Here is a 24,043-nt window from a genome sequence, read left to right as displayed (position 1 = left end):
GGCGGGCGTGGCGCGCCGGCGGGCGCCTCCGCAGAAACGCCAAGCTGAAAGGTCCCACATACAACTGGGCCCCTCCGTCGGCCGATTGACCATTTCGCTGAGGAAGTGTCAGTGCCTGTCGGTAGCGTCGCGGTCCATGAGTGATCAACGGCAGGCAGTGGTGGTCCGCAGGGCGGAACACGCGGATGTGGACGGGTTCGTCGCGTGCAGCAGCGCGTTGTTCGCCGAGGACGCCGGGACCCGGGATCCGAGCATCAACCTCGACTGGCCTCGTCAGCACGGGCACCGGCGCTTCACCACCGGCATGGACGATCCGAACCGGCTGTTGCTTGTCGCAGACTGTGACGGCGAGGTCGTGGGCCATCTCGTGGGTGCGCTGGGGGACGCGTCCGCGATGAAGCCGGTGAGGGTGGCGACGCTGGTGAGCATGTATGTGCGGCCCGCGTTTCGCCGAAGCCGGGTCGGAGGACGCCTGGTCGCGGAATTCATCGGCTGGGCGAAGGGGGCGGGAGCCGAAACCGCGGAGGTGACGGCCTACGCGAGCAATACCGAGGCCATCCGGTTCTACGAGCGCAACGGCTTCGCACCCCAGTCGATGACGTTGCGGATGTCTCTTTGACCGGGTGCCCTGATGGACGTCCGCCCTATGCGGCACGCAGCCCACCCGGCGCCGGTCGGCCGGCTCCCGGGCCGGTGCCGCACCCCCGCGGCCGCGCCGGACCATCACGGCGGGCTGCCCGTCCGCAGGCGGCGTCGGCCGGGCCGGTTCCTCGTCATCACGCCGGACGTCTTGGTCGTCGGCCGGGCCGGTTCCTCGTCTCGGTGACGATCCGCACGGCCACCCCGCGGAACTCCGCGTCGTAGCGCCGACGCTTCTCTGCCATGATCCCGACCTCACTTGTTCCCCTGCCGTCGCGGTCTTCGCGCTACGAGGGGAACCTCATCGGCTCAGTGGCGGAATGTGCGGAACTCCCACGGCGAAGACGGGCGGCACCGTCGCGGTTTCACCCGTACGGGTGCGTGCCTCAGGCCTGGAGGGGACAGGTGAACGGAAGGACACGTTCGGTCAGTTGCCCCGCGAGGTGGGTATCGGTCAGGGCGACGTCGGTGAGCCAGTCCGCTTGCGTGAGCTGGTCGACCAGGTGCTGCAGCTCGCCGGGACCGACCGGGACCCAGGCGGCAAGAGCCTCCAGGTCGATGCCCTGGCCGCCGGGACCGAGACGTCCCGAGGCGTCGGTCCGGGTGGCCAGCGTCAGGGCGAGCAGCCGGGTGCCGGCGGTGGCCTTGGCCTTGCGGAGCTTCCTGTCCGACACGACCCTTTGGGCCCAGCCGGAGAGCTTGGGCCGCATCTTCTTGCCGAACGTGAACGGGCCCGTCCCGTCCTCACCGGGCGTCAAGGAGGGGACGGTGATCGAGGTGGGGTTCTCCGGCCGGGAGGCGAGCAGGTCGCCGGCGGTGCCGGGCAAGGTGAGCCAGCCGCAGCCGGTCAGCTTGTCGACCAGGCCCTCCGGGTCGGTCAGGCCCAGCACGGTGATGTCCTGGCCGACGAGGTTGCCGGTGCCGGTGTGCGCGGTGCGCAGGGTCAGCATCAGCACCAGCAGCCGTGCGTCCGGTCCGGGCAGCGGGGTGTGATCGGCCACGTGGGCGAGGACGGAGCGCGCGTGCTCCCACTGCGTGGGGACGGTCAGCAGCCGCGGCACGGCCGGCCCGTCGCCGGTGACGATGCCGGTGCGCTGCTGGTGCTGGAGGCGGATGGCGGCGGCGGCCTGCTCGGCACGCCGGGCCTCCCGCCGCAGAGCGCCGTCGCCGGTGACGTCGGCCCAGGCGGTGAACGCCCGTGCCTTGCGTTCCTGGAGGTCGGCGAGGAACGCCAGGTCGGGCTCGGTGCGCTGCTGGTAAGCGCGGAAGAGATCACCGAGTTCGACGAGTTCGTCCCGCAGGGTGACGGGCCGCAGGTCGTGGGGGATGACCCGCTGGGCGATCTTCGCCTGCGGCCGGCGGCGCCGCGCAGGTACGGAGCGGGGAGCCGGAACCCCTGTCCCGGGGGCGGCCTGGTGGTCGGAGAACTGCGGCATGCCCACGCCGGGGCCGGTGGCCGCGGGGGCCGGACGGCCGGCGGCCGCGGGGGCCGGACGGCCGGCGGTCTGCGGGCCGGGCGTCTGGGAGGTGGCCACGGTCTTCGCCCCGGGGGTGGCGGCCGCGCACCGCGAGCAGCACTCCATCGCCTGCCACCAGCGTCCTTCCCGGTCGCTGATCACGGCCAGCACGACCGGCCCGCCGCACCGCCAGGGTTCGGCACGCGCCTGCCGGCCAGTGTCGGGCAGATGGGTGTGGCAGCCGTCGGCCCTGCACGCGCAGTACGCCTCGGCCCTGGGGGCGGGGGCGGCACGCAGGTGGACCTTGAGGTGGGCGATGGCGGCCGCGCGGCCGGCGGCCGCGGACGGCAGACGCTGCTCGGCACAGGCGGGGCGGCTGCACGAGATACGCACGGCCGCACTCCCCCGGCCGACGGCATCCAGCCGCACCGTCCACCGGCGTCCCGGCACCCGCTCGTCCAGCTCGCTCACCGCGACCTGCGTCATCCCGCTCTTCCTCCCGGTGTGTCCCCGATACCCGCCGCCTGCCCTCCCGCAGCGCTGGGCGGTGCGCGGCGAATCCACCGTACGCGGCACATGAACCAGAACCGGTGAATTCGCCCTGTTCGCCGATCTCCCGGCCCGCAAGCATCGTTGCACGGTCAACGCCCGGGCAGGGCGTGAGCACCGAAGTTGCCCCCGAACGTGTGGAGTTCACCCCCGATTCGGGCCGGCACCGCTGGAGTGTCGACCACGACGTGCAGCGCTACCAGGACGACAGCGGGCAGGAGCGGGAGTATCTCCCTCGGGACAACGTCACGGTTCCTTCTCCGTACACGCCTGCGTACACGCCTGCGTACGCGCCTGCGGGCGCGCCGGTGTGCGAGCGTTGCGGCCGACTCCGGGTCGGGCGCCTGGTGGCGCGCCGTGATCGCCGACGCGGACCATGGACCATGGTCTGCGGCATTGCGGGACGAAGCGGAAGCCTCCACTATGAACCGGGCCGGGAATGTCCGGGCCGGGAACGTCAAGGAAAGCAGCTCCTCATGGGCGAACATGTGCACGTGCGACTCAGCCAGGGGCTGAGCGTGTCCGAGGACGGGGAACTGATCGAGCACGCCGCCTGCCGCTGCGGGGCCACCTTCACCAAGGTGTTCGACACCAACGGCGGGGAGCCGGAACCCCAGTCCTGACCCGGGACTCGGCGCCGCACCGACGTCGACGTCCACTGTGCCCGTACACGGCGTTCCGGGGTGCTGGGCACAGCGAATCTCTCGCAGGTGCGCTGTGATGCTCCGATCCAGGACGGCTCAGGCCCCGGGCTGTGCCCGGGGCCCTGAAAGCGGCGTCTGATCGCCGTCAGCTGCTCAGTTCTTTCAGCTACTCAGTTCCTTGCGGCTCTCCCCGCCGCTGATGGCGATCTTGCGCGGCTTGGCCTGTTCGGCGACCGGGATGCGCAGCTTCAGCACGCCCGCCTCGTAGGAGGCTTCGATCTTCTCGATGTCGAGGGTCTCCCCGAGGAACAGCTGCCGACTGAACGTCCCCGCGGGCCGCTCGGTGATCACCGTCTCGGTGTTCTCGCCGTACGCCGGCTTGCGTTCGGCCTTCACGGTCAGGACGTTGCGCTCGACATCGAGGTCGATGGACTCCGGGTTGACACCCGGCAGGTCCAGCTCCACGAAGAACGTCTCACCCTCGCGCCAGGCATCCATCGGCATGCCGGCCGGGCGCGCGGCCGTGCCCCAGACCCGATCGACGAGCCGGTCCAGCTCGCGGAAGGGATCCGTGCGCATCAGCATCTGCATCCCTCCTTCGACGTCGTTCCTGCGGCTTTCGCTCTACTCCTGATATACCACACCGCCAGAAAGTTGACACCTGTCCGCTCAATTTTTTTCGGCACTTGTGGCGGTGATCTTCCCAGCCAGGTGGCGTCGGCCGCCGGGCCGCGGTGCGCCCGGACGGGACGAACAAGCCCCGGCCGTCAGTGAGCCGTCCGGGCACCGGACACCGGCCGCCTCCACGACCGGGATGCGCGCCCGGCGTGCGCACGGCGCTCTTGCCAGGCCGCGGCCAGCCAGATACCGCCCGCGACCAGTGCGTAGACGCCCAGAACCAGAGCGATGGCCACCGCGCCGGCATCCGGACGCAGCCACAGCAGCACACCCGCCGCCACCGACACGGCGGCGGAGCCGCACCACAGCCATGCGTGCCGCAGCTCATGCCGCATCCGGGTGGCCGCCCACAGTTCCAGACAGCCCGTGACGACGGCCCAGGCGCCCGCCATGACCACCAGCGCCAGAGCCGTCAGCCCCGGCCACAGGGCCGTCACCACGGCGGCCACCACGCTCAGCGCACCGGCACCCGCACAGGCCAGGGCGGACCGGCGCTCACGCCGGTGGCGCCACGCCGTCGTCATGAGCACCGCGCCGTCGACCAGCGCGTACGCGCCGAACACCAGAAGCCAGAGCCAGCACCGTCAGTTGCGGCCACACCGGCGTCGCCGCGCCGAAGACGACCGCGGCCACGCCGCGGGCCCCCAGCAGCCAGACAGTCTTCCTGCTCTCCACCACCAGCAGCCCTCCCTTCCGGCTGTCCGCGCCGACCGCCTCCCTCCAGTCCGGCCATCGCGTCGGCGCAACCGAATGCTCACTGAACGTGACAGAAAATTGAGTCGCCCACTGTCAACTTCACCTAGTGCACAGTTGTCAAGTAACCTGCCGTCGTCTATATGGATGAGCAGTCGGCAAGCGGCGGCCCGTACTCGTGGCGGGCCACCAGCGAGTAGTGAATGAAGGGAGAAGAGGGATGCTTGCGCGTACCGGCGCTCTGGGTGATCTCGACCGGCTCGTGCATCAGGTGGCGCGCGTCGCCGCCGACCCGGCCGCAGCCGTCATTCCGGTGGACGCCTGGCGTGACGACGACGCGCTGTACCTGCAGTTCGACCTGCCGGGCATGGACCGCTCCAGCATCGAGCTGACCACCGAACGCGGCACACTCATCCTGAACGCCGAGCGCCCCTCGCCGATCCCGGCCGGTGCCCGGGCCGTGCTCACCGAACGTCCCACCGGACGGTTCACCCGGCGCCTGGCCCTGTCCGACGCCCTGGACACCGCAGCCGCCGAGGCGGTCTACGACAACGGCGTCCTCACGTTGCGCATCCCGATCGCCGCACACGCCAAGCCCCGCAAGATCGCCATCTCCGGGGGCACGCCCAAGCAGCTCACCGCCTGACAAGCCGTCCGGCCCGGCGATCCTGCTGGGTCCGGAGTTCGACGCCGAGACCCTACGGCAGCGGGCCGTCGCCGGCGGGCATGCGCCGGAGGCCGAGCCGTACAGCCGTACAGCCGTACACCCGGCCCCGCGCCACGCGGAAGCGGGACGAGGCGGGGACCGGCGCGACCGGTGGCTGGAATCCGTCTCGCCCGCATGCGCCAGCCCGCTCGGAACCTGCTCGAGCGGGCCGGCGCTTGGGTGCCCGGCAGCCCCAACTGCCGGGCAGCCCCAACTGCCCGGCAGCTCCAACTGCCCGGCAGCCCCAACTGCCGGGCACCCGCGGGCAAGCCCGCACTGCGCGGCGGCCTGCTGTGTAGCGAGAAGCAACTACCGGACACACGAGAACAAGCCGCCCAGGCTGCCGCCGCGACGCACCAAGGCCGCAGCCGTGCGGGTGACCCGCGCACCGCGGCTCACCCCCTCGCTCGGGTACTGCGCCGAGCCGGTGTCCTGATCTGGTCCATTCGGGGTACCCGCGTGCTCACGCGACGGGCCCCTGCACGGAGCCCGCGTCATCGACCAGGCAAGAAGACGGGAGGTGATCGTCGTGTCGACCATGCAGCCACCCCCTGCCGGCGCCGGCCGCAGGAGTACGCACGGCACCGACGAGCCGGTGAGCGAGCTGGTGCAGCGTGCGTCGCAGCAGCTGACGGAGCTGGTGCGCGGCGAGTTGAGGCTGGCGCAGGCGGAGATGAAGGAGAAGGGCAGGCGCTACGGCAAAGGCGGCGGACTGTTCGGCGGCGCCGGGATGGCCGGTTTCCTGACGCTGCAGGCCCTGGTGGCCACCGCGATCGCCGCCCTCGCGGTGCCGCTGCCGGTATGGGCCGCGGCGCTGATCGTCACCGCGGTGCTGGGTGTGATCGCCGCGGTGCTGGCCATGAGTGGAAAGAAGCAGGTCGACCAGGCCGCGCCGCCCACACCCGAGCAGACGGTCGAGAGCGTGAAGGCCGATGTGGCCGAGATCAAGGAGAGTGCACAGCGATGACCCAGCCGCCCCACGACGAGCCCACCGCCTCCACTCCCGAGGAGCTGCGTGAGCAGGTCGAGCAGACCCGCGAAGAGCTCGGGCAGACGGTCGAGACGCTGGCGGCCAAGACCGACGTCAAGGCCCGCGCCCAGGAGAAGGCAGCCGAGGTCAGGCAGCAGGCCGCTGCCAAGGCCGGCGAGCTGAAGGCCAAGGCCGCCCAGACCGCCTCCCGGGTACAGGACAAGCTTCCTGACCCGGTGAAGGAGAAGGCCGCTTCGGCCGCCGGGCAGGCCCGGGCCAAGGCGGCGCAGGCCACTCACCTGCTTCAGGAGAAGGCACCCGAACCTGTACGGCAGAAGGCGGCGCAGGGGGCGCAAGCAGCACGGGACAACCGCACCCTGCTGCTGGCGGCAGCCGGTGCGGCCGTCCTGGTGTGGCTGGTATGCCGCCGGACGAAGGGATGAGCCGATGAAAGCCTCGAAGATCGCGTACAAGCCGGTCGGTCTCGCCTTGGGAGCCGTCAGCGGCATGCTCGCCGGGGCCGTGTTCAAGCAGGCGTGGAAGATGCTCGGCCACGACGAGGACGCTCCCGACGCCACCGACGAGGACCGCGCCTGGACGGAGGTGCTGCTCGCCGCCACGCTGCAGGGCGCGATCTTCGCCGGGGTCAAGGCCGCCGTCGACCGAGCCGGCGCCACCGCCACCCGCCGCCTGACCGGCACCTGGCCCGGCTGACGTCAGGCGACAAACGGGGGTGCCGGTGTGACGTGGACACCGGCACCCCCTTTGCGGGGCCTTCCCCGCACGGAGGAGACGGCGCACGGCCGACGGCGCACGGCCATCACTCCGGCCGGTTCGACCGCCCCAACGCCCTTTGCGCCGCTTCGATGAAGCTCCGCCTCTCCCGTTCGAGGTCGTCGAGGGAGCGACTGCCGCCCAGGAGGTTCATCAGCTCGCGGGCGATGCGGGCAACGTCATCGGGGCCCTCCAAGAGCACGGTCCCGAAAGCCCTTTGGAGGGCGGAGCGGTCGGTCGGTTGCCCCTCTCCCGTGCGCCGCGCCAGCAGGACCGCTTCCACCGCTTCAAGAAATCGCGCGTAGGTCTGCCGTCGGGCCTCGTGCACACGAGAGGCCCGCTGTTCCTCGAGCGTCAACCGGACCGTTTCCAGCAACGCGTCGGCCTGCCGGTCGCCCGCATGCCGCGCCGCCTCCGCCTGCCTGTGCCCCGCACCGCGGGTGAACCATCCCGTGACGACACTTCCGAGAAGCGCCGAGCCGGCCGCGAGCAACGCGATTCCCCACTCCCTCATGGCCCCCATTCTTTACGCTCACCATGGACCCGCCGCAGGGCAGCCGCATCGCAGGCGGCGGGAACCGGCCGACGCCCTACGGTCGATACGATCTCCCCATGCCCGCGGACGAGGAAACCCTGCTGAACTGCGCAAACGGCGTACAAGACACGCCTGGTGCCGGTAGGATCAAACAATCGGGCGACGGGCGACGGGCGACGGGCGACGGGCGACGGGCGACGGGCGACGGGCGACGGGCGACGGGCGACGGGCGACGGGCGACGGGCGACGGGCGACGGGCGACGGGCGACGGACGCGAGGTGCTTTTCGCCGCACGGTCGGCCACCGCGTTGCACCGGCTTCTCGATGTGCTGCCCGTCTTCGCCGGTGACGACCGGATCAGCCGGCGTTTCACCCTTGTCCCCGGTTCGGATTTCAGCATCGAGGCGCTGACCGCCGTCGAGCGTGCCGGGGCCCGTACCGTCCCTTGGGAAGAGGCGTGCCGCCGCTCATACGACCTGGTCCTTCTCGCCAGCCCGAAAGGGGACATCGGGCTGCTGCGCGGTCCCCGGGTCCTGCTTCCGCATGGAGCAGGCTTCGGCAAGACCGTGCGCGGGGAAGGCTCCCCCTCTGTTCCCTCGGGGCTGGATCCGGCGTTCCTGCTGCCCCACGGCCGTGCCGTGGCCTCCGTCCACGCGCTGGCCCATCCCAGTCAACTGACCCGGCTGGCCTCGGTCAGCCCGCAGGCCGCAGCACGCGCCCGGGTGGTGGGAGATCCCACTCTGGAACGGGTCCTGGCTTCCCGTTCCCACCGGGACCACTACCGGGCCGCCCTGGCCACAGGTGGGCGGAAACTGATCGTTCTGACCTCGACGTGGGGGCCCGAGTCGCTGCTGCGCCGGCATCCCACGTGGCCCGCGGAGCTGCTGGCCGTGCTTCCCTACGACGCCTACCAAGTCGCTCTGATCGTGCATCCCAACGAGCGCAGCCGCCTGGGGACCTTCGACCTGGCGGAATCCCTGTCGCCGGCGAGGGACGCCGGCCTGGTCCTGGCGGACGCGTACGAGGAGTGGGCCGCCGTCCTCGTCGCCGCCGACGCCGTGATCACCGACCACGGCTCCACCGCCTTGTACGCAGCCGCGCTGGGCCGTCCGTTGATCGGCGCGTACGACGGCGGTGAGGAACTCATACCCGGCAGTCCGATGGCCGAATTCCTGGAGCGCTGCCCACATTTGACGGAGCTGAGCCCCAAGGGGCTGGAGGACGCGCTGGCCCGGCACCGTCCCGATGCGGTGAAAGCGCTGGCGGACTCGGCCTTCGCCGAGCGGGGGAACGCCCTGGAGCGATTGCGCAGCGAGGTGTACCGGCTGCTGGATCTGGCGCCTCCTGCCGTGCCCGTCCATGCCCGCGTTCTGCCGCCGCCGCGTGCGGCAACCCGTGTGCCGGCCGCTTTCGTGGTGCGGGCGTGGTGCGACGGCTCCCACGTGAGGGTGGAGCGTTTCCCCGCCTTCACCGACGCGCCTGCCCATCACATGGCTGCCGAGTACGGCGTGGCCGGGGAGCGCCACGTGCAGAGCTCCGGGTTGCTGTACCGGCGCGCGGCGCGACCGGCCTCCGCTCTTCCCGCGATGGCGATGGCCTGGACGGCGGCCGGATGGACCGCCGACGTCCTGGACGATTACCCCGGCTGTCGCACGGCCGCGGTCGTGCTGTCTCCGTCACGGTGCCTGGTCCGCCTCCGCTCCGGGGCGTCCCTGGCGGTGCGCATCTCCCCGTACCGGGACGGCGGCCGCCTCCTGCACGCGGACCCGGCCGCCGTACTCAGCGCCCTGCACGCCTGGTGGGGCTCTCGGGCCGGCACCGCGGCATGGCCCGCCGCAGTCACGTGCGTAGTGGGGGGCCGCCCCTTCCAGGCCGTGGTGTCCCCCGCGACCGCGGCCGAGGAACAGGCTCTCCTCTAACCGGGTTCTTCGGGGACGGCGCCGTTGCGCGCCCGGATCGCCTGCGCCGCCTCCCGATGGCTTGCGGCCTCGCCCGGCCTCCCGGTCTCCTCCGCCAGGGCCGCGAGCGCGTCGAGGACCCGGGCCTCGTCCCATTCGGATCCCCGGTGGCGGGCGCCGGCCAAGGCCACCTCGTACAGCTCGCGTGCCCGATCGCTTCGCCCGAGCACGCGCAGCACACCGCCCAGGGCGAAACCCGTGCGGGCCGCCATGCGGTCCCGGCCCAGATCGACGGCCATGGCGTGGGCCTGCTCCAGCAACGCGGCGGCCCGCTCCGCATCCCCCAGTTCGGCCACGGCCTGCCCCCATCGATAGGTCAGCAGCATGACACCGTACGCATTGCCGATCGCACGATGTCCTTCCAGAGCGGCCTGGAAATCCTGTGCCGCGGCGCCCCAGTCCCCCTGCGCCGCACGCAGCATGCCGCGGAACTCGAGGACCGACGCGGCCAGCTTGCGATCGGTGTCGGTGTCTCCCAGCGCCCGCAGTGCGCTCAGCGCCTGCTGCAGTTCCTGCTCGGCGCGCCCGAACTCCCCCTGCTCCCACAAGGGCCGTGCGAGCTGGCACCGCATGCGCACCACAGCGGCCACCTGTCCGGCGCGCTGCGCCGCGGACACCCCGGTGCGGAAGGCCTCGACCGTGTCGGGGCGGTGCGGGTGATCCAGGTAATGCGTCCACAGCGGCTCGCACAGGGCCCACGCCTCCGCGTCGAGGCCGAGCGCGTAGGCGATCCGGACGCAGGCGTACAGAGCGTGCCGCTCGGCCTGCAGCCACCGCAGCGCCCGCTCCCCCGCGCCTCCGGCCGGCGCGGCCGTGGCATGGCCGGTCTGCTCGAACCGCACGTCGGGAGCACCCTCAACAGGGGGAACGCCGTCGGCCAGGGTCAACCGGGATCCGGCGGCCAGGGCATCGGCGCGCTGCGCCTGCCGCAGATACCACCGCACGATCCTCCGTTGCCCGTCGACGGTCTCCTCCTCGCCGCCCTCCCGCGCCGCGCAGCGTGCCGCATGCGCCCGCAGCAACTCCGGCAGGCGGATGCGCTCGCCCCGGCCGTCGAGCAGGCCGGCGTTCTCCAGCTCCTCCAGCGCATCGTCCGCCGCTTCCGGCCCGCGGCCGAGGAGCGCGGCAGCGCTCTCCGGGGTGAAGGACGGTCCGGGGAAGCCGGCGAGCAACCGGTACAGCAGTCCCGCATGGGGACCAAGACTCCGGTACGCCGCGTCCCAGACCCGCTCCACCACCGGCAGCCCCTTCTCATGCAGTTCGGCACTCAGGTCCTCCAGCAGACGCCGCAGCGGGCGACGCCGGTGCCTGCGCATCCAGCGGCCAGCGACGTGCAGGGCCGCGGGCAGTCCGGAGCACAGCCGTACCAGCCCGGCGGTGATCTCCGGCTCGGCGGTCAGCCGCGGATCACCGACGACGCACCGCAGCAGTTCCCTGGCATGCCCCTCGCTGAGGGGATCGAGCGCCAGCTCGACCACGGCTCCGTCCTCCAGGTCGTACAACGGGCCGTGGCTCGTGACGATCGCGAGACTGTCGCCGGAAGCCGGCAGCAGGGGGACCACCTCGGCTCCGTAGCGCGCGTTGTCGACGATGACCACCAGCCGCTTGCCGTCCGTCTGCGCCCAGTACTGCTTGCAGCGGGCCTGGAACGAGTGCCCCAGCCACTCCGGCCCCACCCCGAGGGAACGCAGCAGTTCCCCCAGCGCGTCGGAGACCTCCACCGCTCCGTCCCGCCGCAGGTCGTCCAGGTCCACGTACAACGTCCCGTCCGGGTAGCGGTCCCGCTGCCGGCGTGCGATACGGAAGGCCAGCTCCGTCTTGCCGGTCCCGCCCAGCCCGCTGAGCGCCAGACACAGCGGGCGGGCCCGCCCGCTCCACTCGGCCACCGCCCGCAGCGCCCGTGTCTGCTCATCCTCTCGGTCGACGAAGCACGCCGCCTCCGGCGGGATTTGGTACATCATGCAGGGCTGGCTCCCATGGCTCGATCCGGTCGGCCGATGTGCGACTGCGCTGCCGAAGGACCCCGGCACGTCGGCACAGCGCTGCCCGATGTCCCCGTCCAGCACGCCCCAACCTTACGGGCATCCGGGCCTGTTGAGCCTTAGGCGGCCACCGTGACAAGGCTGGGCGTCATGGATCTGACGCTGTGACACCAGGGAAGGACACCAGGAAGGGACGTGTCATGACGGCTCACCGCCGCGTGGTCTTCCTGCCTGGTGCCGACAGCTCGGCCGTGGAATGCGCGGACGTTCGGATACACCAGCTCGCCAAGGGAAGAAGCCGCTCCTGGACGTCCGAATCAAGCGGGCACCGAGCCCGGCGGCCGGCCGTTCCCACGTGGCGCGGTCGTTCCGGTCCGGGGTTGCCGAGCCGGTGTCGGCTGCCGCACCGGAGCGCCCGGCGCCGCGTCAGCGAGGAAACCCGCACCCGAGCTCTCCCTCCCCCTGGACGCGCTTCGTTCCGGAGGGCGTCACCGGAAACGCGGAAGGGGCATGACGGGCCGGCGCGGAACCGGACCTCGCCGGGCTCCACCCGTGCGCTCACGGTAAGTTGCTGGATCGGACGTGAGCACCCAAGAGGTGGGTGAGCGGGGCATGGGAGGGGTTCATGCGGGCAGGCCGAGGACGGTCGATCACCACGGTGGCGTGGACGGCGGCCCGTGCCGCGCTGGCCGGCCTCCTGGGCGCGGTCGTGGGAATCGCGGCCTACTCCATCAGCCAGACCGGAGGGCAGCGGCTGTCCATCGTCGTGGGTGCCCTGCTGGGGGTGGCCGTTGTCCTCGGGGCGGATCTGTACCGGCGGTCGGTCCAGCTCACCGAGGTACGGCTCGTGCTGCCGGGCAGTGAGATGACCTTCCGGGCCAACACCGACATGCGGCAGGCCGCGCAGCGCATGTTCTTCCAGGCCGCCACCCGCGTCGCCACCCGTCCGCTCGAGGACGGCAGCGGCAACCTGCGCGAGGCGCTCACCTCCCTCAAGACGTTGTTCGACCTGTACCGCGAGCCTCTGGAGTCGGGGGCGGCCCCGCCTCCTCCGGCCAAGGGCGACTCGGTCCACGAACTGGTGCTGGACATCCTCAACTTCGAACTCGCGCCGTTCCTGGCCAAGTGGCATCCCCGGCTGCGCGCGTTCGAGGAGGCCCACCCCGGACAGGACGAGTCCGCCTGGCCGGAGAACGCCGCGTTCCGGGAGGAACTGCGGACGCTGCAGGACAACCTGCGGCCGTACGTGATCGGACTCGGTGAGATCGCCGGTATCCGTGATCCTGAACGGCACCTTCGCCGCTCCGCGTGGTACGCCGCCCGTGCGTCCTCCCCGCTCCCCCGACAGCAGAAGGACGCCGCGCGGTGACGTTTGAGGCGGCCGTCCCTGCGGTGCGGGGACCGTGTCGGCATGATGGAACGGTGACGATCTTCATTCCACTGACCGGTGTCCTGGCATCGCGTGATGTCCGTCAAGCAGCACCCCCCCCCCGGCTGATTCGGGGAGCTGAGCGGATTTCCGGGAGCGGAGGGGTCGTTTGATGTCCGGCCTGGACGAGCGCACGGAATCCGCCGGGTGGGACGTGTTCCTCAGCTACAGCCGTACCGACGCGCAGAAGGCGGGGTTGCTGGCCTCCGCGCTGCGCGGCCGTGGGCTTCGGTTGTTCGTCGACGACACGGCGGTGGACGACTTCGCCTCCATCACCGGCACGATCACCCGGGCACTTGCCCAGTCCAAGGTCGTGCTGGCCCTGTATTCCGCTGACTATCCCAGGCGCCGGGCCTGCCAGTGGGAACTGACGTATGCCTATCTGGCCGGGCAGCGCGAGGGCGATCCCCGGCGACGTGTCTTGGTGATCAACCCGGAGCCGGCAGCGGATCACGTCCACCCCGTGGAGCTGCGGGACGCACGACACTGGCCGTGGCCGACCACCGCCCAGGCAATGGACCGGCTGGCGGACCGGGTCGCGGAGCACGCCGCCGGGCTAGCCACCACCATGGGCGCCGCGGCGGCCGAGTCCGGCGTACCGTGGCTGCCGGCACCGGCACGCACCGGATCGGCTCGTTTCGTCGACCGCTTGGCGGAGCAGTGGCGCATTCACACCGCGCTGCACCGCCATCGTGCCCCGCTCGTCTCCCAGGCGGGCTCCGGCCGTGCCGCGCAGCTGCGGGGCATGCCCGGCATCGGGAAGTCGCTGCTCGCGCAGGAGTACGCACTGCGTTTCGCCCCGGCGTATCCCGGCGGGATCTTCTGGTTCGACCTGCACACGGCCGAGTCGTCCACCGCGTCGCAAGCCGTGGAAGCCTACGCCGATCAGGTGGCCACGGTCGTCGTCACTCTCACCGGGGAGGCCGACGCCCAGTCGCTCCCGCGCCTGCTGAGCCGGCTGGCGGTCGTCCTCGGGGAGCGCGGGGCACCGTGCCTGTGGGTGGTGGACGGTGTCCCCGACGGGTTGTCCGAGGAACAACTGCATCTGCTGCGGGCACCGAACCTCGTGGCCTCCACACTGATCACCACCCGGTCTCTGCATTACACACCGTTCGCCGAGACCATCGACGTGACGCCGCTGCCCGACGAATCCGGCTACGCCCTCCTCACCTCCCAACGCCGGCCGCGCGGCGAAGCGGAACGCTCGGCCGCCCACGCACTGGTCCACGACGTCGGCGGCCATCCCCAGGCCCTGGACCTGCTCGCCGATCTGGCAGCGGCCGGCGGTTTCACCCAGGTGCGCAACCGGCTGCACGCACCCGGCACCGACATCCTCACCTCCCAGCACACCGTGCCCGCCCACCAGGCACCGTCCCGTCGCCGGCTGACCGCTGCGCTCCTGACCCGACCACTGACCGGTCACCGGCCCGTCGACGACGTCCTGCGGCTGCTTGCGCTGGCCTGCCCGGCGCCCCTGCCGCGCCGCACCCTGGAAGCCGTCCTCTCCACCGTCCCGCCCTACGACCCCTGGGAGTCGGCCACCCTCGTCGCGGAAGCCGTGGACGCGCTCCTCGGCTCCGGAGCCCTGCGCCCCGAACCATTCCAGGACGCCTCGTGGACCATCCATCCCCTGCTCGCCCGTGCCGTGCGCCGGCACGACACGGACACCTCCCGGCAAGAGGACCTCCGCCGCTCGCTTCTGCACACCCTCGCAGCCCCCTCCGCCCCACCGGCCCACAGCGCACCGAAGGCCCTCCCGGCGAAGAGCCGGACCGCGTCCCGACGGTCCTCCCCCGGGCCCATCGAGCGGGCCGCCGCGTTCGACCTCCAGGTCGAGCTGGTCACCCGAATCGGCGTTCAGCCTCTCCACCCCGGCCAGGGGTCCCTACGGGAAGCCCTGACCTCGCTCCACTCCCTCTTCTCCACCACACGTGAAGTCCTCCACCGGGTGGCGGCAGAGGTCCCGGCGCCCCTGACCCTGCCCCGCATCGCCACCACGTTGATCAACCACCATCTGCGTCCCTTCCTCGCCACATGGCATCCCGCCCTCCAGGAACACGAGGCCACCCGGCCGCAGAACACCAGCGCCGTCGAGCACGAACGCCGGTGGGAACGGTCCACCGAGATGCGTCAGGCCCTCACCGCACTCCACGCACCCCTCGTCGAGGTGGCGAAGGAACTCGCCGACCTGTGCGGAGTCGACCTGACGCCGAGCCCGGCACCGTCTCCGTGACATCACGAAGGCCGACGTTCCCGACGGCCGACGGCACCCGGCTCGTCCATGACGCCCCTGGCTCCCCCGGCCTCTGACCTGACCGAACCGCCTGACAGCCCCCGTACGCAGGCCGTTCTTCCTCATCAGCACGCCATTCGGTGTCACCAGCAACTGCACCTCGCCACAGCTCAGCGATCCGCCCTCGCTCGAGCCGGGCGAAGGCGCGCTCGACCGGGCTGCGGAGCCGGGACGGTCGTGGACCTCTTCGTTCGGGATCGACTCCTTGGGCGGTCGCGGACGGTGCGCCGGCTGCTTGCACACGCCGTTGGACACCAGCTGCGCCACCGCCACCGCACCCGGCCCGGCGACGGCGGCCTTGCGGCCGTGCCGCCCACCCCGCCACGTTCATGGACACCGAGGCATCCCGAGGGCAGGGGCCCGCGCCCGTGATCCCGGCGGGAAACGGGTTCACGCCTCGTCCATGCGGCGCCGGTCCTCCTCGTCCCACTTCCTGGTGTCGCGGGGCCGGGTGTAGGGCTCGGCCTCGGGCGGCAGTCCGCCGGCGACGGCCCGCTGGCGGATGGTCTCGGCGTCGAACTCCAGGCCCAGCAGGATCGCCAGGTTGCTGATCCACAGCCACACCAGGAAGACGATGACGCCGGCCATGGTGCCGTAGGTCTTGTTGTAGGAAGCGAAGTTGGTCACGTAGAACGCGAACCCGGCCGAGGCGATCAGCCAGATCATCAGCGCCAGGAAACTGCCCGGCGTGACCCACCTGAAGCCCTTCACCTTGGCATTCGGACTGGTCCAGTACAGGATCGCGATCATCACCGTGACGAGGACGGCCAGGACCGGCCACTTGGCGATCGACCACACCGTCAGCGCGCTGTCCCCGATCCCCAGTGCCTGCCCGGCCTGCTGGGCGATGCCGCCGGTGAACACCACGATCAGCGCGCTGATGACCGCCAGCACCATCAGCACGACCGTCACCGCGACGCGGATCGGCAGGATCTTCCACACCGGCCGGCCCTCGGGCATGTCGTAGACGGCGTTGGCGGTGCGGATGAACGCGGCCACATAGCCGGAGGCCGACCATATCGCCAGCGCCAGGCTGACGAGGGCGACGAGGGAACCGGTGCCGGCATTGCCCTGCAACTGCTCCACCGCCCGCGTGATGATGTCGCGGGCCGAGCCGGGGGTGAGCTGCTTGAGGTTGGCCAGCACCTTGTCGGTGGCGGACTTGCCGGTGATGCCCAGCAGGGAGACCAGCACCAGCAGCGCCGGGAACAGCGACAGCACCCCGTAGTACGTCAGCGCCGCCGCCCGGTCGGTCAGCTCGTCGTCCTTGAACTCCTTCAGCGTGCCCTTGAGCACCTTCGCCCACGACCGCCTCGGCAGCTTCGTCGGCGCGTCCGGCGCAGCCTCCTCCACGCGATCGTCCGGGCCGTACTGCTCCTCCTCACCGCCCCCGGCCTTTGACCAGGTGGACGGGTCCCCACCGGTTCGGTCGCGCCGCTGAAGCCGGTCGTCGCTCTGATCTTCGTGTCCGAGTCCAGGTAGCCGTGTCATGAGGAGCAGGTAACCGTCTCCTCGCCGTCCACGCCTCGCCCGTGATCCGAACGGCGCGCTTCGCTCCTGCCGTCACCATGTCGGTCACCGAGGGCTTGGCGGAGGGTTTCGCGGCAGTCGACGACGGCATCGGCACCGATGATCCGCACGGTACGCAGTACGTTTCCGCTGGACGCGGCCAGGCAGCAGTCCCAAGGACCCACACAGCCGATCGTTGGTGGACTGACCTTCTCCCACTCTTTCGGCGATACGATCAACCGGGTGTGTCCCCCAGGCACATCTGCGAGCAAGCACGACGTCTCGGACGATTCGCTGGCCGATGAAAGAGTGAGAGGTTGCACAGCGAAGTGGGATGTGCTAATCGACGGTGGCCGCGAGCCGCGAGCCGCGAGCCGCGAGCCGCGAGCCGCGAGCCGCGAGCCGCGAGCCGCGAGCCGCGAGCCGCGAGCCGCGAGCCGCGAGCCGCGAGCCGCGAGCCGCGAGCCGCGAGCCGCGAGCCGCGAGCTAGGCGGCCATTGCGAGCTGTTGTGCTGGGGCGGCCGTGAACGGTAGCCGGCCCCTTCGGGTTCCCGTCGGTCAAGATGCCGAGCGCTGGAGCACGTTTCATGGGGAGAGGACGCTGGTCGTCGCCGCGCGTACGGTCACTTCCACGGCACGTGTTCTGGAATGTCTGCCCGCACTGGTACGCGGCGACCGGCGGGTGACCGTCGTCTTCGCCTACGATCCCACATCCGCCTTCAACGACGGTGTTCTGGATCTCCTGCACGATGCCGGATGCCGGGTCATGCCCTGGAGTCAGCTGGGCAGCATCTCCCCGGACCTGATCCTGACGGCCAGTGAGAACATCGACGTGCCGGAAAACGGGTGCCCGGTGCTGGTCCTGCCGCACGGCGTCGGCTTCCACAAGTTCGTGCCCGACTCCCGCTCTTCGCGCCAGCGGCTGTCGGGAGTCGTGCCCGATTCCCTGCTGGAGACGGGGCGTGCCTGGTTGGCTCTCTCCCACCCGGACCAGGAGGGACAGCTGCTCCTTGCGCACCCGAAGACCGCCGGCCGTACGTTGCTGGTGGGGGATCCCTGCTTTGACGAACTGCGGGCCGGTCTCGAGCACATGGAATCCTATCGGCGCGCGCTGGGCGTCGCCGACGGGCAGCAGTTGGTGGTTCTCAGTTCGACGTGGGGGCCCACATCGTTGCTGGGCCGAACTCCTGACATCGCGGAGCGCCTGCTGGCCGAGTTGCCGTACGACGAGTACCGCGTGGCAGCGATCATTCATCCCAATGTCTGGGCGGCACACGGCTCTTGGCAGATCCGCACGCTTCAGGCGGCGGCGCTCGAAGCCGGGCTGTTGCTGGTTCCGCCGGTGCACGCCTGGCGGCCGGTACTGGCCGCGGCCTCGGTGGTCGTCGGCGACCACGGTTCCGTGACTTTGTACGGGGCGGCTTTGGGCAAGCCCGTTCTCCTTGCGGCGTTCGGTACCGACGCCGTACCGGGCACGGCCATCGCCGCCCTCGGAGACGCCGCACCACGCCTCGATCCGCGCGGCGGACTGCGCGACCAGATCGAGGCGGCCGTCCGCTCCCACGTGCCCGACCGGTACGTTGACATCCGTGAACAGGCGTTCGCGGAGCCGGGGCAGGCTCTGCCTCGGCTCCGCACGGTGCTGTACCGCTTGCTGCGGCTTCCGGAGCCGCCGGCCGCACCACCGCGGGCGTTGCCGCCCCAGCGGTTCGAACGACGACCACAACAGGTCACTTCCTGGCTCGTGGTCACCTCGGTCGAGACGGGAGAACCACCGGCACGGCCACGGCCACGGCCACGGCCACGGCCACCAGGCGCCGACGTCGCGGAGGACGCGATCATTTCCCTGTGCCGTTTCCCCGCGGCGGTGTGCCCGACCGCGCGGGAGGCACCGGGCACCTTCGTCCATCTCGCCTGCGACGAGGAGGAGCGGGACGCCCACCTGATCGAGAGCGCGTCGGTGATCGTCCGTCGCAGGCCGATACGGACGGTCGTCTCCGCGCAGAGTTGGGTTCACGACACGCTGGCCAGGTTCCCGGGAAGTCTTCTCGCCGCCGTGTCCCTCCCCGACGGGGGCGGCCTTGTGGGACTGCGCGACGGCCGTGTCGTGGAGGCGGTGGGTACCGGGCACTTCACCGACCCCTGCCTGCTGGCGGCGGCCGTCTACACCAGACTGCGCGCGGGCCGGCCGCTGGTTGGTGCCGTCACGCTGCGCCTCGGGCATCTGGAGGAGGGCGAGGTCATCATCCGTCCCAGTCCCAGTCCCAGTTCCAGTCCCAGTCCCAGTTCCAGTTCCGGGCGGCTGACTGCGGATGCCGAATGAGACCGCCGGGTCTCATTCGGTCCCGTACCGGCCGTCCAAACGCTCCCGCACCCGGTCCGCGGCCGGATTGCCCTCCTGCGTGTAGATCTCCCAGGCGCGTGTCAAGTGGGCGCGTACCGCTGCTCGTTCCGCTCCCGTCCGTTCCTCGATGTCCGCCAGGGCGAGGAGGGCTTGTGCCTCGTAGTGCGCGGCCTTTTGCGCCCTGAGCATCTCGGCCGCTTCGCTCAGGGCGTCGATCGCCTCAGCCGGACGGCCGAGATGGTCGTAGGCGACGCCGATGGCGAGTGTGGCCCGTGCCGCCATCCTCGCGTCCGCGACGGCCAGCAGCCTGCGGCGGGCCTGCAGCAGAGTGTCCAGCGCTGCGGCATGGTCGCCGCGGGCGTCCTGGGCGCATCCGAGGAAGTAGGCGGCGATGGCAGCACCACGCCGCTCACCGGCCTCGATGTTGAGTTCGACGGACCGCTGGTAGGAGGCGATCGCCCGGTCGATGTCGCAGTGTTCCCAGTACCGGCCGAGGAACTCCTGCACCGATGCCTGCAGCACGAGGTGGCCCGAGACCTCGGCGCAGGCCGCGGCACGCTCCAGCTCCGCACGAGCGGTGTCGAACTCCCCCAGGTCCATCAGCGGTCGTGACAGCAGGCTGCGCAGCCGGCCCTCGGCCGCGGGTTCCACGCACCGTGCCGCCGCCCGCGCTCCCAGTTCCAGGGACTCCCGCCAGATGGCGAGATGCCGGTGGTGGAGGAAGAGAACGGTGAACGCCTCGGCCAGCTGCCACACTTCGGTGGCGAGACCGGCCTCCCATGCCGCGCGCAGCACGTCGAGGAGGGTGCGGTGCTCGGCCTCCAGCCAGTCCAGTGGGGCCGGGCCGCCGACGGAGGCGAAGGGATCCGCCGCACCGCGCAGCAGGTCGGTCAGGTCGGCGATGCGCAGCCGGTCCTGTCGCACAGCGCGGTCGGCGAAAGCAGTGAGCGCGAGGTAGTGCCTGACCACACGGTGGATCACGCCCTGCCGTGCGCCGTCCGGTTCCTCCTCCTCGGCCCGTTGCCGCGCGTGCAGGCGTACGAGATCGTGGAAGCGGTAACGGCCGTCGGGCATCGCTTTGTCGAGGAGACGGGTCTTCTCCAGCGTGCGCAGCAGAGCTTGGGCCGTCCCGGGTGCGAGGCCGGCGGCCGCTGCGGCCGTGCCAGTGTCGAAGGCGCGCCCGGGGATCCATGCCGCCAGGCGGTACATACGGGCGGCGTCCGGCGGCAGTTCGCGGTACGTGAGGTCGAATACGGCGGACACCGAATGCTCCTCCCCCAGGGACATCCCGGCGAGCCGACGCGTCTCGTCCGCCAGTTCGTCCGCCAGTCGTGTCACGGTCAGCCCCGGCGTCGTCTGCAGACGTGCCGCCAGTACGCTCAGGGCCTCGGGCAGGCCGCAGCACAGGTCGACGACGCGCTCGGCAGCCGACCGGTCCGTGTGGATCTGCTCTTCGCCGCACCATGCGGCGAGCAGGCGCAGCCCGCTGGCCCTGTCGAAGGGCGGAAGCTCCAGCAACTTGGCGCCCAGCATGATCAGTTCTCCCAGCCGGGCATGACTGGTGGCCAGCAGCACGCTGCCGGGCCCTTTGGGAAGGAGCGCCCTGACCTGGCCGGGGTGCCTCACGTTGTCGAGCACCACCAGTAACCGCCGCCGCGCCGAGCAGGAGCGGAACATCGCCACACGCTCCTCCAGCGAGGACGGAATGGCCGGCTCGCCGACACCGAGGGCTCGCAGGCAGTGCCGCGCGGCCTCGGAGACGTCTCCTCCACCGGACCGGCCGCCCAGGGTGTCGAAGTCGACGTAGATCTGGCCGTCCGGGAACAGGCGCCGTCCGTGTTCCGCCCAGTAGCTGATCATCGAGGTCTTGCCGACACCGCGCAGCCCGTAGACCAGTCCGAGACCGACCCGCCTGGCGGAGGCTTCGCTGTGGTCGCCGAACAGGGCGTTCAGCCGTGCCAGTTCCTCGGTGCGGTTGATGAAGTCGAAGAGCACCGGCGGAACTTCGTCCGGCCGGACGTCGGGTCCTGGGGCGGGCGGCGGCTGGACCTGGAAGGTGATGCCACCGTGGATCTGGTGGGCCTGCACGCTGGGCCCGTACACCACTCCCGAGAGGTCGTTGCCATGACTGACGGGCGCCAGGGCTTTGAGCGGCTCGTCCGCCTGGTTGTCCGTATTGTCTGTCATTCCGCCGCAGGGGTGTCGGAGGAGCGGGGCGGTGCACCGGAGGAGCGGGGCGGTGCGCTGGTGAACGTCAGGTGGGAGAACTGCTGTCCTTGAAAGACAGGACCGTTGACCGTGGCTCCGGTGATGGTGTTGCGGACCGAGACGACCGGCTGATCCGCGCCCTGCGATCCGAGCTCGTCCAGCTCGTCCAGCAGCCGCCTCAACTCCCGCGCCGCCATGGGATCGGCCCGCAGGACCCGGCGCAGGCGCAGACGCCACTCCTCCTCGACGTCACCAGCCGCGTCCACGTCTCCCGCGTCATGAGCCGCCAGCAGCTCACTTCGCGCTCCCCGCAGCTCCCCCTCGACCGCCGCCTCGTCACCGCCGCGCGCGAACAGGCGAACCACGCGAGCCCTCACCTGCTCCCAGGCGTCGGACACCATCAGCGTAACCATGGTCGATGCGCCCGATGCCGCCAGCGCCGCCAACTCCGCTTCCATCACAACCCCCTTACGTGCCCCTCACGTGCACAGTCCCCCTTTCTACCCTGCCGGGAACGCAACGGCACAGAACATTCCCGCCTCTTCGAACGCGTTTTGGGACTACCCCCGCGCGGGCGGGAACCACCCGATCGGGACCCGCCTCCATGGTCCGGTCGGGACTACCCCCGCGCGGGCGGGGACCACCGGCCGCGGCCCGTGGCCTCCGGCTCAAGGGCGGATCCCGGCTTCCACTCCCACGATCCGCCCGGCCGCGTCGAAGGTGACCTCGACCACCCCGCCGCCGGGCAGTTCGGCGACGATCCGGTCACCCTCCATACGGTGCGGGACGCCGTGGTGGTCGAAGTACCCGCTGACGACGTGCCGAGCCGAATGCCCGATCAGCTGCGCGCCGGTGAGCAGCGTCCGCGGCAGGGCGACCGCGTCCAGGCCGGTGCGCGGCACCTGGGGGTCATCAGGCAGGAAGTACACCTGAGTAGCCGGTCCCGCCGGGGCGCCGATGTATCCGGGTGCCTCGGCCATCCCCATTCCGGTGAAGGCGAGCGTCTCGGCGGCCCGGCGCGGATCAGGGAAACCGGACAGGTCCAGAATCTCCTCGGTCAGTTCGGTGATACCGCGCGCCCGCCCGTACCGCTCGACGGTGGCGGCCAGGGAGACCACCTCTGTGCCCCGCAGCCCCGGGTTCGCCCACCCCCACATCCAGGACTGCTCCGAGAGGTCGTACGTCCCCAGCACACCCACGCGCAGTTCCAGGTCGCCCTGCCGGTAGCGGCAGGCTTCCAGGTCGGCGGTCCAGGGCCCCTCGGGCAGAAACGCGGTCAGAGTCTCCCATTGGGCGGCGCCCCATGCGGCATGCCGCTCGGCCTCGCAGAGGAAGTCCTCGCTGAATTCACTCGCCATGATCCAACTCTATGAACTTCTGCGGCGACCGCTTCGAGGCCCTGCGCGAGATATTCGGGTCTTCGAACTTGAGCGGTGTGTCCTCCCGAGTGGACTGACTGGCTGTCACGTCGGGTGATGACCAGGGTGACTCCCAACTCGCCGCACAGAGCGGCGAATTCACGCGATGTGTACTGGGCACCGTGATCGGGGTGGAAGACCGCGCCGCTCAGACCGCCGCGGGTGGCGGCTGCCATCCGTAGGGCGTCGGCGACGAGTTCGGTGCGCATGTGGGCGGCGAGGGACCAGCCGACCACCCGGCGGCTGAAGCAGTCCAGGACAGTGGCCAGACAGAGGAACTGTCCGTTTCCGGTGGGGAGATGGGTGATGTCGCCCAGGTACTTGACTTTGGGCGCCGGGGCGGTGAAGTCCCGCTGGAACAGGTCCGGGACCGGCGTCGCCGACGGCTCGGGGATCGTGGTGCGGACCCGTCCGCGCAGGCGTACGCCCTGGATGGAGAACTCGCGCATCACGCGGGCCACCCGTTTCCCGTTGATCTTCCGACCGTCGGCGCGGAGCTCGGCGGTGATCCGCAAAGAGCCGCAGGCACCGCCGGAGTCGGCGTGGACGGCGCGGATCTGTTCGGCCAGGGCCCGGTCGGCGGCCAGCCGCGCGATCCGCGCCTCGGCCCCGTCCCGCCACCTGTAGCAGCCGGACCGGTTCACGCCCAGCACCTGGCACAACCGCTTCACACCAAAGGCGTCCCGGTGGTCGTGGACGAACTGGAAGCGGTTCACCAATTCGTCTCCCCGGCGAAATACTCGGCCGCCTTGCGCAGGATGTCCCGCTCGGTGGCCGGCGTCCGCTCGCTCGCCTCAAGCCCGGCCACCCGGGCCTCCAGCTGCCGGATCCGCTCGTCCGGGCCGGCGGACGGTGCCGGCCGTCCTGCCCGGGCCGGCGCTGCCCCACCCGACCGAGCGGCCGCGGGGGTGACCCCGCGACGCTCCCGGCCCCGCAGCACCCACTCACGCAGCGTCGCCTCGTTAATACCCAGGTCAGCAGCGATGCTCTTGCAGGCCGCCCGGGCGCGGACTCGTACAGGGCCACGGCATCGGCCTTGAACTCGCCCGAGTAGTCCTTCATCGCCATCGGCGGTGTTCTCACTTCCTCCGGATCAAGCAGATCCAGTATCAGCGTGTCCACCACTCAGGGGGAGGCCCCGTCCCCGCGCACGCGGGCCTGATCCCCAGCCCGCACCGAGCGTTCCGCAGTTCTCCATGCCGCTCGCGCCGTCGGCCCATTACCACGGCATCCCGCAGGTCAGGGCTCTTTTGTCGC

The 24,043-nt window shown here is 71.1% G+C and carries 19 protein-coding genes and 1 pseudogene; 10 read left to right on the top strand and 10 right to left on the bottom strand.

What is annotated here, in order from left to right; genetic code table 11:
• Positions 1-136 precede the first annotated feature (136 nt).
• Positions 137-619, top strand: coding sequence for a GNAT family N-acetyltransferase (locus tag IE225_RS14830; protein ID WP_190057959.1), 483 nt, complete (start codon positions 137-139; stop codon positions 617-619).
• Positions 620-1,025: 406 nt separating this feature from the next.
• Here the strand turns inward: IE225_RS14830 and IE225_RS14825 are convergent, their stop codons facing one another.
• Entirely contained in the window at positions 1,026-2,582 is a 1,557-nt protein-coding gene (locus IE225_RS14825) for a hypothetical protein (RefSeq protein WP_190057958.1), read from the bottom strand.
• Between the two features lie 539 nt (positions 2,583-3,121).
• Between IE225_RS14825 and IE225_RS14820 the strand changes: the two genes are divergently transcribed.
• A complete protein-coding gene (locus IE225_RS14820; protein WP_190057957.1) occupies positions 3,122-3,268 on the top strand; it encodes a hypothetical protein in 147 nt (48 codons plus the stop codon).
• 183 nt (positions 3,269-3,451) lie between these two features.
• Here IE225_RS14820 and IE225_RS14815 read toward each other — a convergent pair whose 3' ends face one another.
• Positions 3,452-3,874, bottom strand: a complete 423-nt coding sequence (locus IE225_RS14815) for an Hsp20/alpha crystallin family protein (protein ID WP_190057956.1) — start codon at positions 3,872-3,874, stop codon at positions 3,452-3,454.
• A gap of 182 nt (positions 3,875-4,056) precedes the next feature.
• On the bottom strand, positions 4,057-4,530 hold the full coding sequence (locus IE225_RS14810; RefSeq protein WP_229879560.1) for an HdeD family acid-resistance protein: 474 nt from the start codon (positions 4,528-4,530) through the stop codon (positions 4,057-4,059).
• Between the two features lie 350 nt (positions 4,531-4,880).
• Here IE225_RS14810 and IE225_RS14805 point away from each other — a divergent pair, with 350 nt between their 5' ends.
• From IE225_RS14805 to IE225_RS14790, 4 genes are all read left to right on the top strand, one after another.
• The gene (locus tag IE225_RS14805) at positions 4,881-5,306 is read left to right on the top strand and encodes an Hsp20/alpha crystallin family protein (protein WP_190057955.1); all 426 of its coding nucleotides are present in this window, start codon (positions 4,881-4,883) and stop codon (positions 5,304-5,306) included.
• A gap of 598 nt (positions 5,307-5,904) precedes the next feature.
• Positions 5,905-6,333, top strand: coding sequence for a phage holin family protein (locus tag IE225_RS14800; protein WP_190057973.1), 429 nt, complete (start codon positions 5,905-5,907; stop codon positions 6,331-6,333).
• Positions 6,330-6,779: a DUF3618 domain-containing protein gene (locus IE225_RS14795; protein WP_190057954.1), complete on the top strand. Its 450-nt coding sequence runs from the start codon at positions 6,330-6,332 to the stop codon at positions 6,777-6,779. The genes IE225_RS14800 and IE225_RS14795 overlap by 4 nt, the downstream gene beginning before the upstream one ends.
• A 4-nt stretch (positions 6,780-6,783) precedes the next feature.
• Entirely contained in the window at positions 6,784-7,050 is a 267-nt protein-coding gene (locus tag IE225_RS14790; RefSeq protein ID WP_190057953.1) for a DUF4235 domain-containing protein, read from the top strand.
• Positions 7,051-7,156: 106 nt separating this feature from the next.
• On the opposite strand, the gene IE225_RS14785 is transcribed toward IE225_RS14790, so the two are convergent.
• Entirely contained in the window at positions 7,157-7,624 is a 468-nt protein-coding gene (locus tag IE225_RS14785) for a hypothetical protein (RefSeq protein WP_190057952.1), read from the bottom strand.
• A gap of 299 nt (positions 7,625-7,923) precedes the next feature.
• Between IE225_RS14785 and IE225_RS14780 the strand changes: the two genes are divergently transcribed.
• The gene (locus IE225_RS14780; protein WP_190057951.1) at positions 7,924-9,564 is read left to right on the top strand and encodes a translation initiation factor 2; all 1,641 of its coding nucleotides are present in this window, start codon (positions 7,924-7,926) and stop codon (positions 9,562-9,564) included.
• Here IE225_RS14780 and IE225_RS14775 read toward each other — a convergent pair.
• On the bottom strand, positions 9,561-11,564 hold the full coding sequence (locus IE225_RS14775; RefSeq protein ID WP_190057950.1) for a hypothetical protein: 2,004 nt from the start codon (positions 11,562-11,564) through the stop codon (positions 9,561-9,563). The two genes, IE225_RS14780 and IE225_RS14775, sit on opposite strands and share 4 nt — an antisense overlap.
• 646 nt (positions 11,565-12,210) lie before the next feature.
• Here IE225_RS14775 and IE225_RS14770 point away from each other — a divergent pair.
• Together IE225_RS14770 and IE225_RS14765 are read left to right on the top strand one after the other, a co-directional pair.
• Entirely contained in the window at positions 12,211-12,954 is a 744-nt protein-coding gene (locus IE225_RS14770; protein ID WP_190057949.1) for a hypothetical protein, read from the top strand.
• Positions 12,955-13,126: 172 nt separating this feature from the next.
• Complete coding sequence (locus IE225_RS14765; RefSeq protein ID WP_190057948.1) at positions 13,127-15,247, top strand: tetratricopeptide repeat protein; 2,121 nt, start codon at positions 13,127-13,129, stop codon at positions 15,245-15,247.
• Between the two features lie 450 nt (positions 15,248-15,697).
• On the opposite strand, the gene IE225_RS14760 is transcribed toward IE225_RS14765, so the two are convergent.
• Positions 15,698-16,798 (bottom strand): YihY/virulence factor BrkB family protein, encoded by a 1,101-nt coding sequence (locus IE225_RS14760; RefSeq protein WP_190057947.1) that lies wholly within the window; start codon positions 16,796-16,798, stop codon positions 15,698-15,700.
• Between the two features lie 541 nt (positions 16,799-17,339).
• Between IE225_RS14760 and IE225_RS14755 the strand changes: the two genes are divergently transcribed.
• Positions 17,340-19,139, top strand: coding sequence for a hypothetical protein (locus IE225_RS14755; protein ID WP_190057946.1), 1,800 nt, complete (start codon positions 17,340-17,342; stop codon positions 19,137-19,139).
• A 12-nt stretch (positions 19,140-19,151) separates the two neighbouring features.
• Here the strand turns inward: IE225_RS14755 and IE225_RS14750 are convergent, their stop codons facing one another.
• From IE225_RS14750 to IE225_RS33160, 4 genes and pseudogenes are all read right to left on the bottom strand, one after another.
• Positions 19,152-21,347: a tetratricopeptide repeat protein gene (locus IE225_RS14750; protein ID WP_229879558.1), complete on the bottom strand. Its 2,196-nt coding sequence runs from the start codon at positions 21,345-21,347 to the stop codon at positions 19,152-19,154.
• The gene (locus tag IE225_RS14745; RefSeq protein WP_190057945.1) at positions 21,344-21,826 is read right to left on the bottom strand and encodes a hypothetical protein; all 483 of its coding nucleotides are present in this window, start codon (positions 21,824-21,826) and stop codon (positions 21,344-21,346) included. The genes IE225_RS14750 and IE225_RS14745 overlap by 4 nt, the downstream gene beginning before the upstream one ends.
• 210 nt (positions 21,827-22,036) lie before the next feature.
• On the bottom strand, positions 22,037-22,726 hold the full coding sequence (locus IE225_RS14740; protein WP_190057944.1) for a DUF6882 domain-containing protein: 690 nt from the start codon (positions 22,724-22,726) through the stop codon (positions 22,037-22,039).
• Positions 22,727-22,851: 125 nt separating this feature from the next.
• Positions 22,852-23,854, bottom strand: a pseudogene (locus IE225_RS33160) (IS3 family transposase); the annotation flags it as partial.
• Positions 23,855-24,043: the final 189 nt, after the last annotated feature.

It is taken from the genome of Streptomyces echinoruber (genome assembly GCF_014651135.1).
Classification (GTDB): Bacteria; Actinomycetota; Actinomycetes; order Streptomycetales; family Streptomycetaceae; genus Streptomyces; species Streptomyces echinoruber.
The sequence above is the reverse complement of the archived record's forward strand: the minus strand, read 5'-3'. Positions and strand labels throughout refer to the sequence as shown.

What these genes read in the sequence shown, in the direction of transcription:
- IE225_RS14830 (WP_190057959.1), top strand. Translation starts at nt 137, where the DNA reads ATGAGTGATCAACGGCAGGCAGTGGTGGTCCGCAGGGCGGAACACGCG.
- IE225_RS14825 (WP_190057958.1), bottom strand. Translation starts at nt 2,582, where the DNA reads ATGACGCAGGTCGCGGTGAGCGAGCTGGACGAGCGGGTGCCGGGACGC.
- IE225_RS14820 (WP_190057957.1), top strand. Translation starts at nt 3,122, where the DNA reads ATGGGCGAACATGTGCACGTGCGACTCAGCCAGGGGCTGAGCGTGTCC.
- IE225_RS14815 (WP_190057956.1), bottom strand. Translation starts at nt 3,874, where the DNA reads ATGCTGATGCGCACGGATCCCTTCCGCGAGCTGGACCGGCTCGTCGAT.
- IE225_RS14805 (WP_190057955.1), top strand. Translation starts at nt 4,881, where the DNA reads ATGCTTGCGCGTACCGGCGCTCTGGGTGATCTCGACCGGCTCGTGCAT.
- IE225_RS14800 (WP_190057973.1), top strand. Translation starts at nt 5,905, where the DNA reads ATGCAGCCACCCCCTGCCGGCGCCGGCCGCAGGAGTACGCACGGCACC.
- IE225_RS14795 (WP_190057954.1), top strand. Translation starts at nt 6,330, where the DNA reads ATGACCCAGCCGCCCCACGACGAGCCCACCGCCTCCACTCCCGAGGAG.
- IE225_RS14790 (WP_190057953.1), top strand. Translation starts at nt 6,784, where the DNA reads ATGAAAGCCTCGAAGATCGCGTACAAGCCGGTCGGTCTCGCCTTGGGA.
- IE225_RS14785 (WP_190057952.1), bottom strand. Translation starts at nt 7,624, where the DNA reads ATGAGGGAGTGGGGAATCGCGTTGCTCGCGGCCGGCTCGGCGCTTCTC.
- IE225_RS14775 (WP_190057950.1), bottom strand. Translation starts at nt 11,564, where the DNA reads ATGATGTACCAAATCCCGCCGGAGGCGGCGTGCTTCGTCGACCGAGAG.
- IE225_RS14770 (WP_190057949.1), top strand. Translation starts at nt 12,211, where the DNA reads ATGCGGGCAGGCCGAGGACGGTCGATCACCACGGTGGCGTGGACGGCG.
- IE225_RS14765 (WP_190057948.1), top strand. Translation starts at nt 13,127, where the DNA reads ATGTCCGGCCTGGACGAGCGCACGGAATCCGCCGGGTGGGACGTGTTC.
- IE225_RS14760 (WP_190057947.1), bottom strand. Translation starts at nt 16,798, where the DNA reads ATGACACGGCTACCTGGACTCGGACACGAAGATCAGAGCGACGACCGG.
- IE225_RS14750 (WP_229879558.1), bottom strand. Translation starts at nt 21,347, where the DNA reads ATGACAGACAATACGGACAACCAGGCGGACGAGCCGCTCAAAGCCCTG.
- IE225_RS14745 (WP_190057945.1), bottom strand. Translation starts at nt 21,826, where the DNA reads ATGGAAGCGGAGTTGGCGGCGCTGGCGGCATCGGGCGCATCGACCATG.
- IE225_RS14740 (WP_190057944.1), bottom strand. Translation starts at nt 22,726, where the DNA reads ATGGCGAGTGAATTCAGCGAGGACTTCCTCTGCGAGGCCGAGCGGCAT.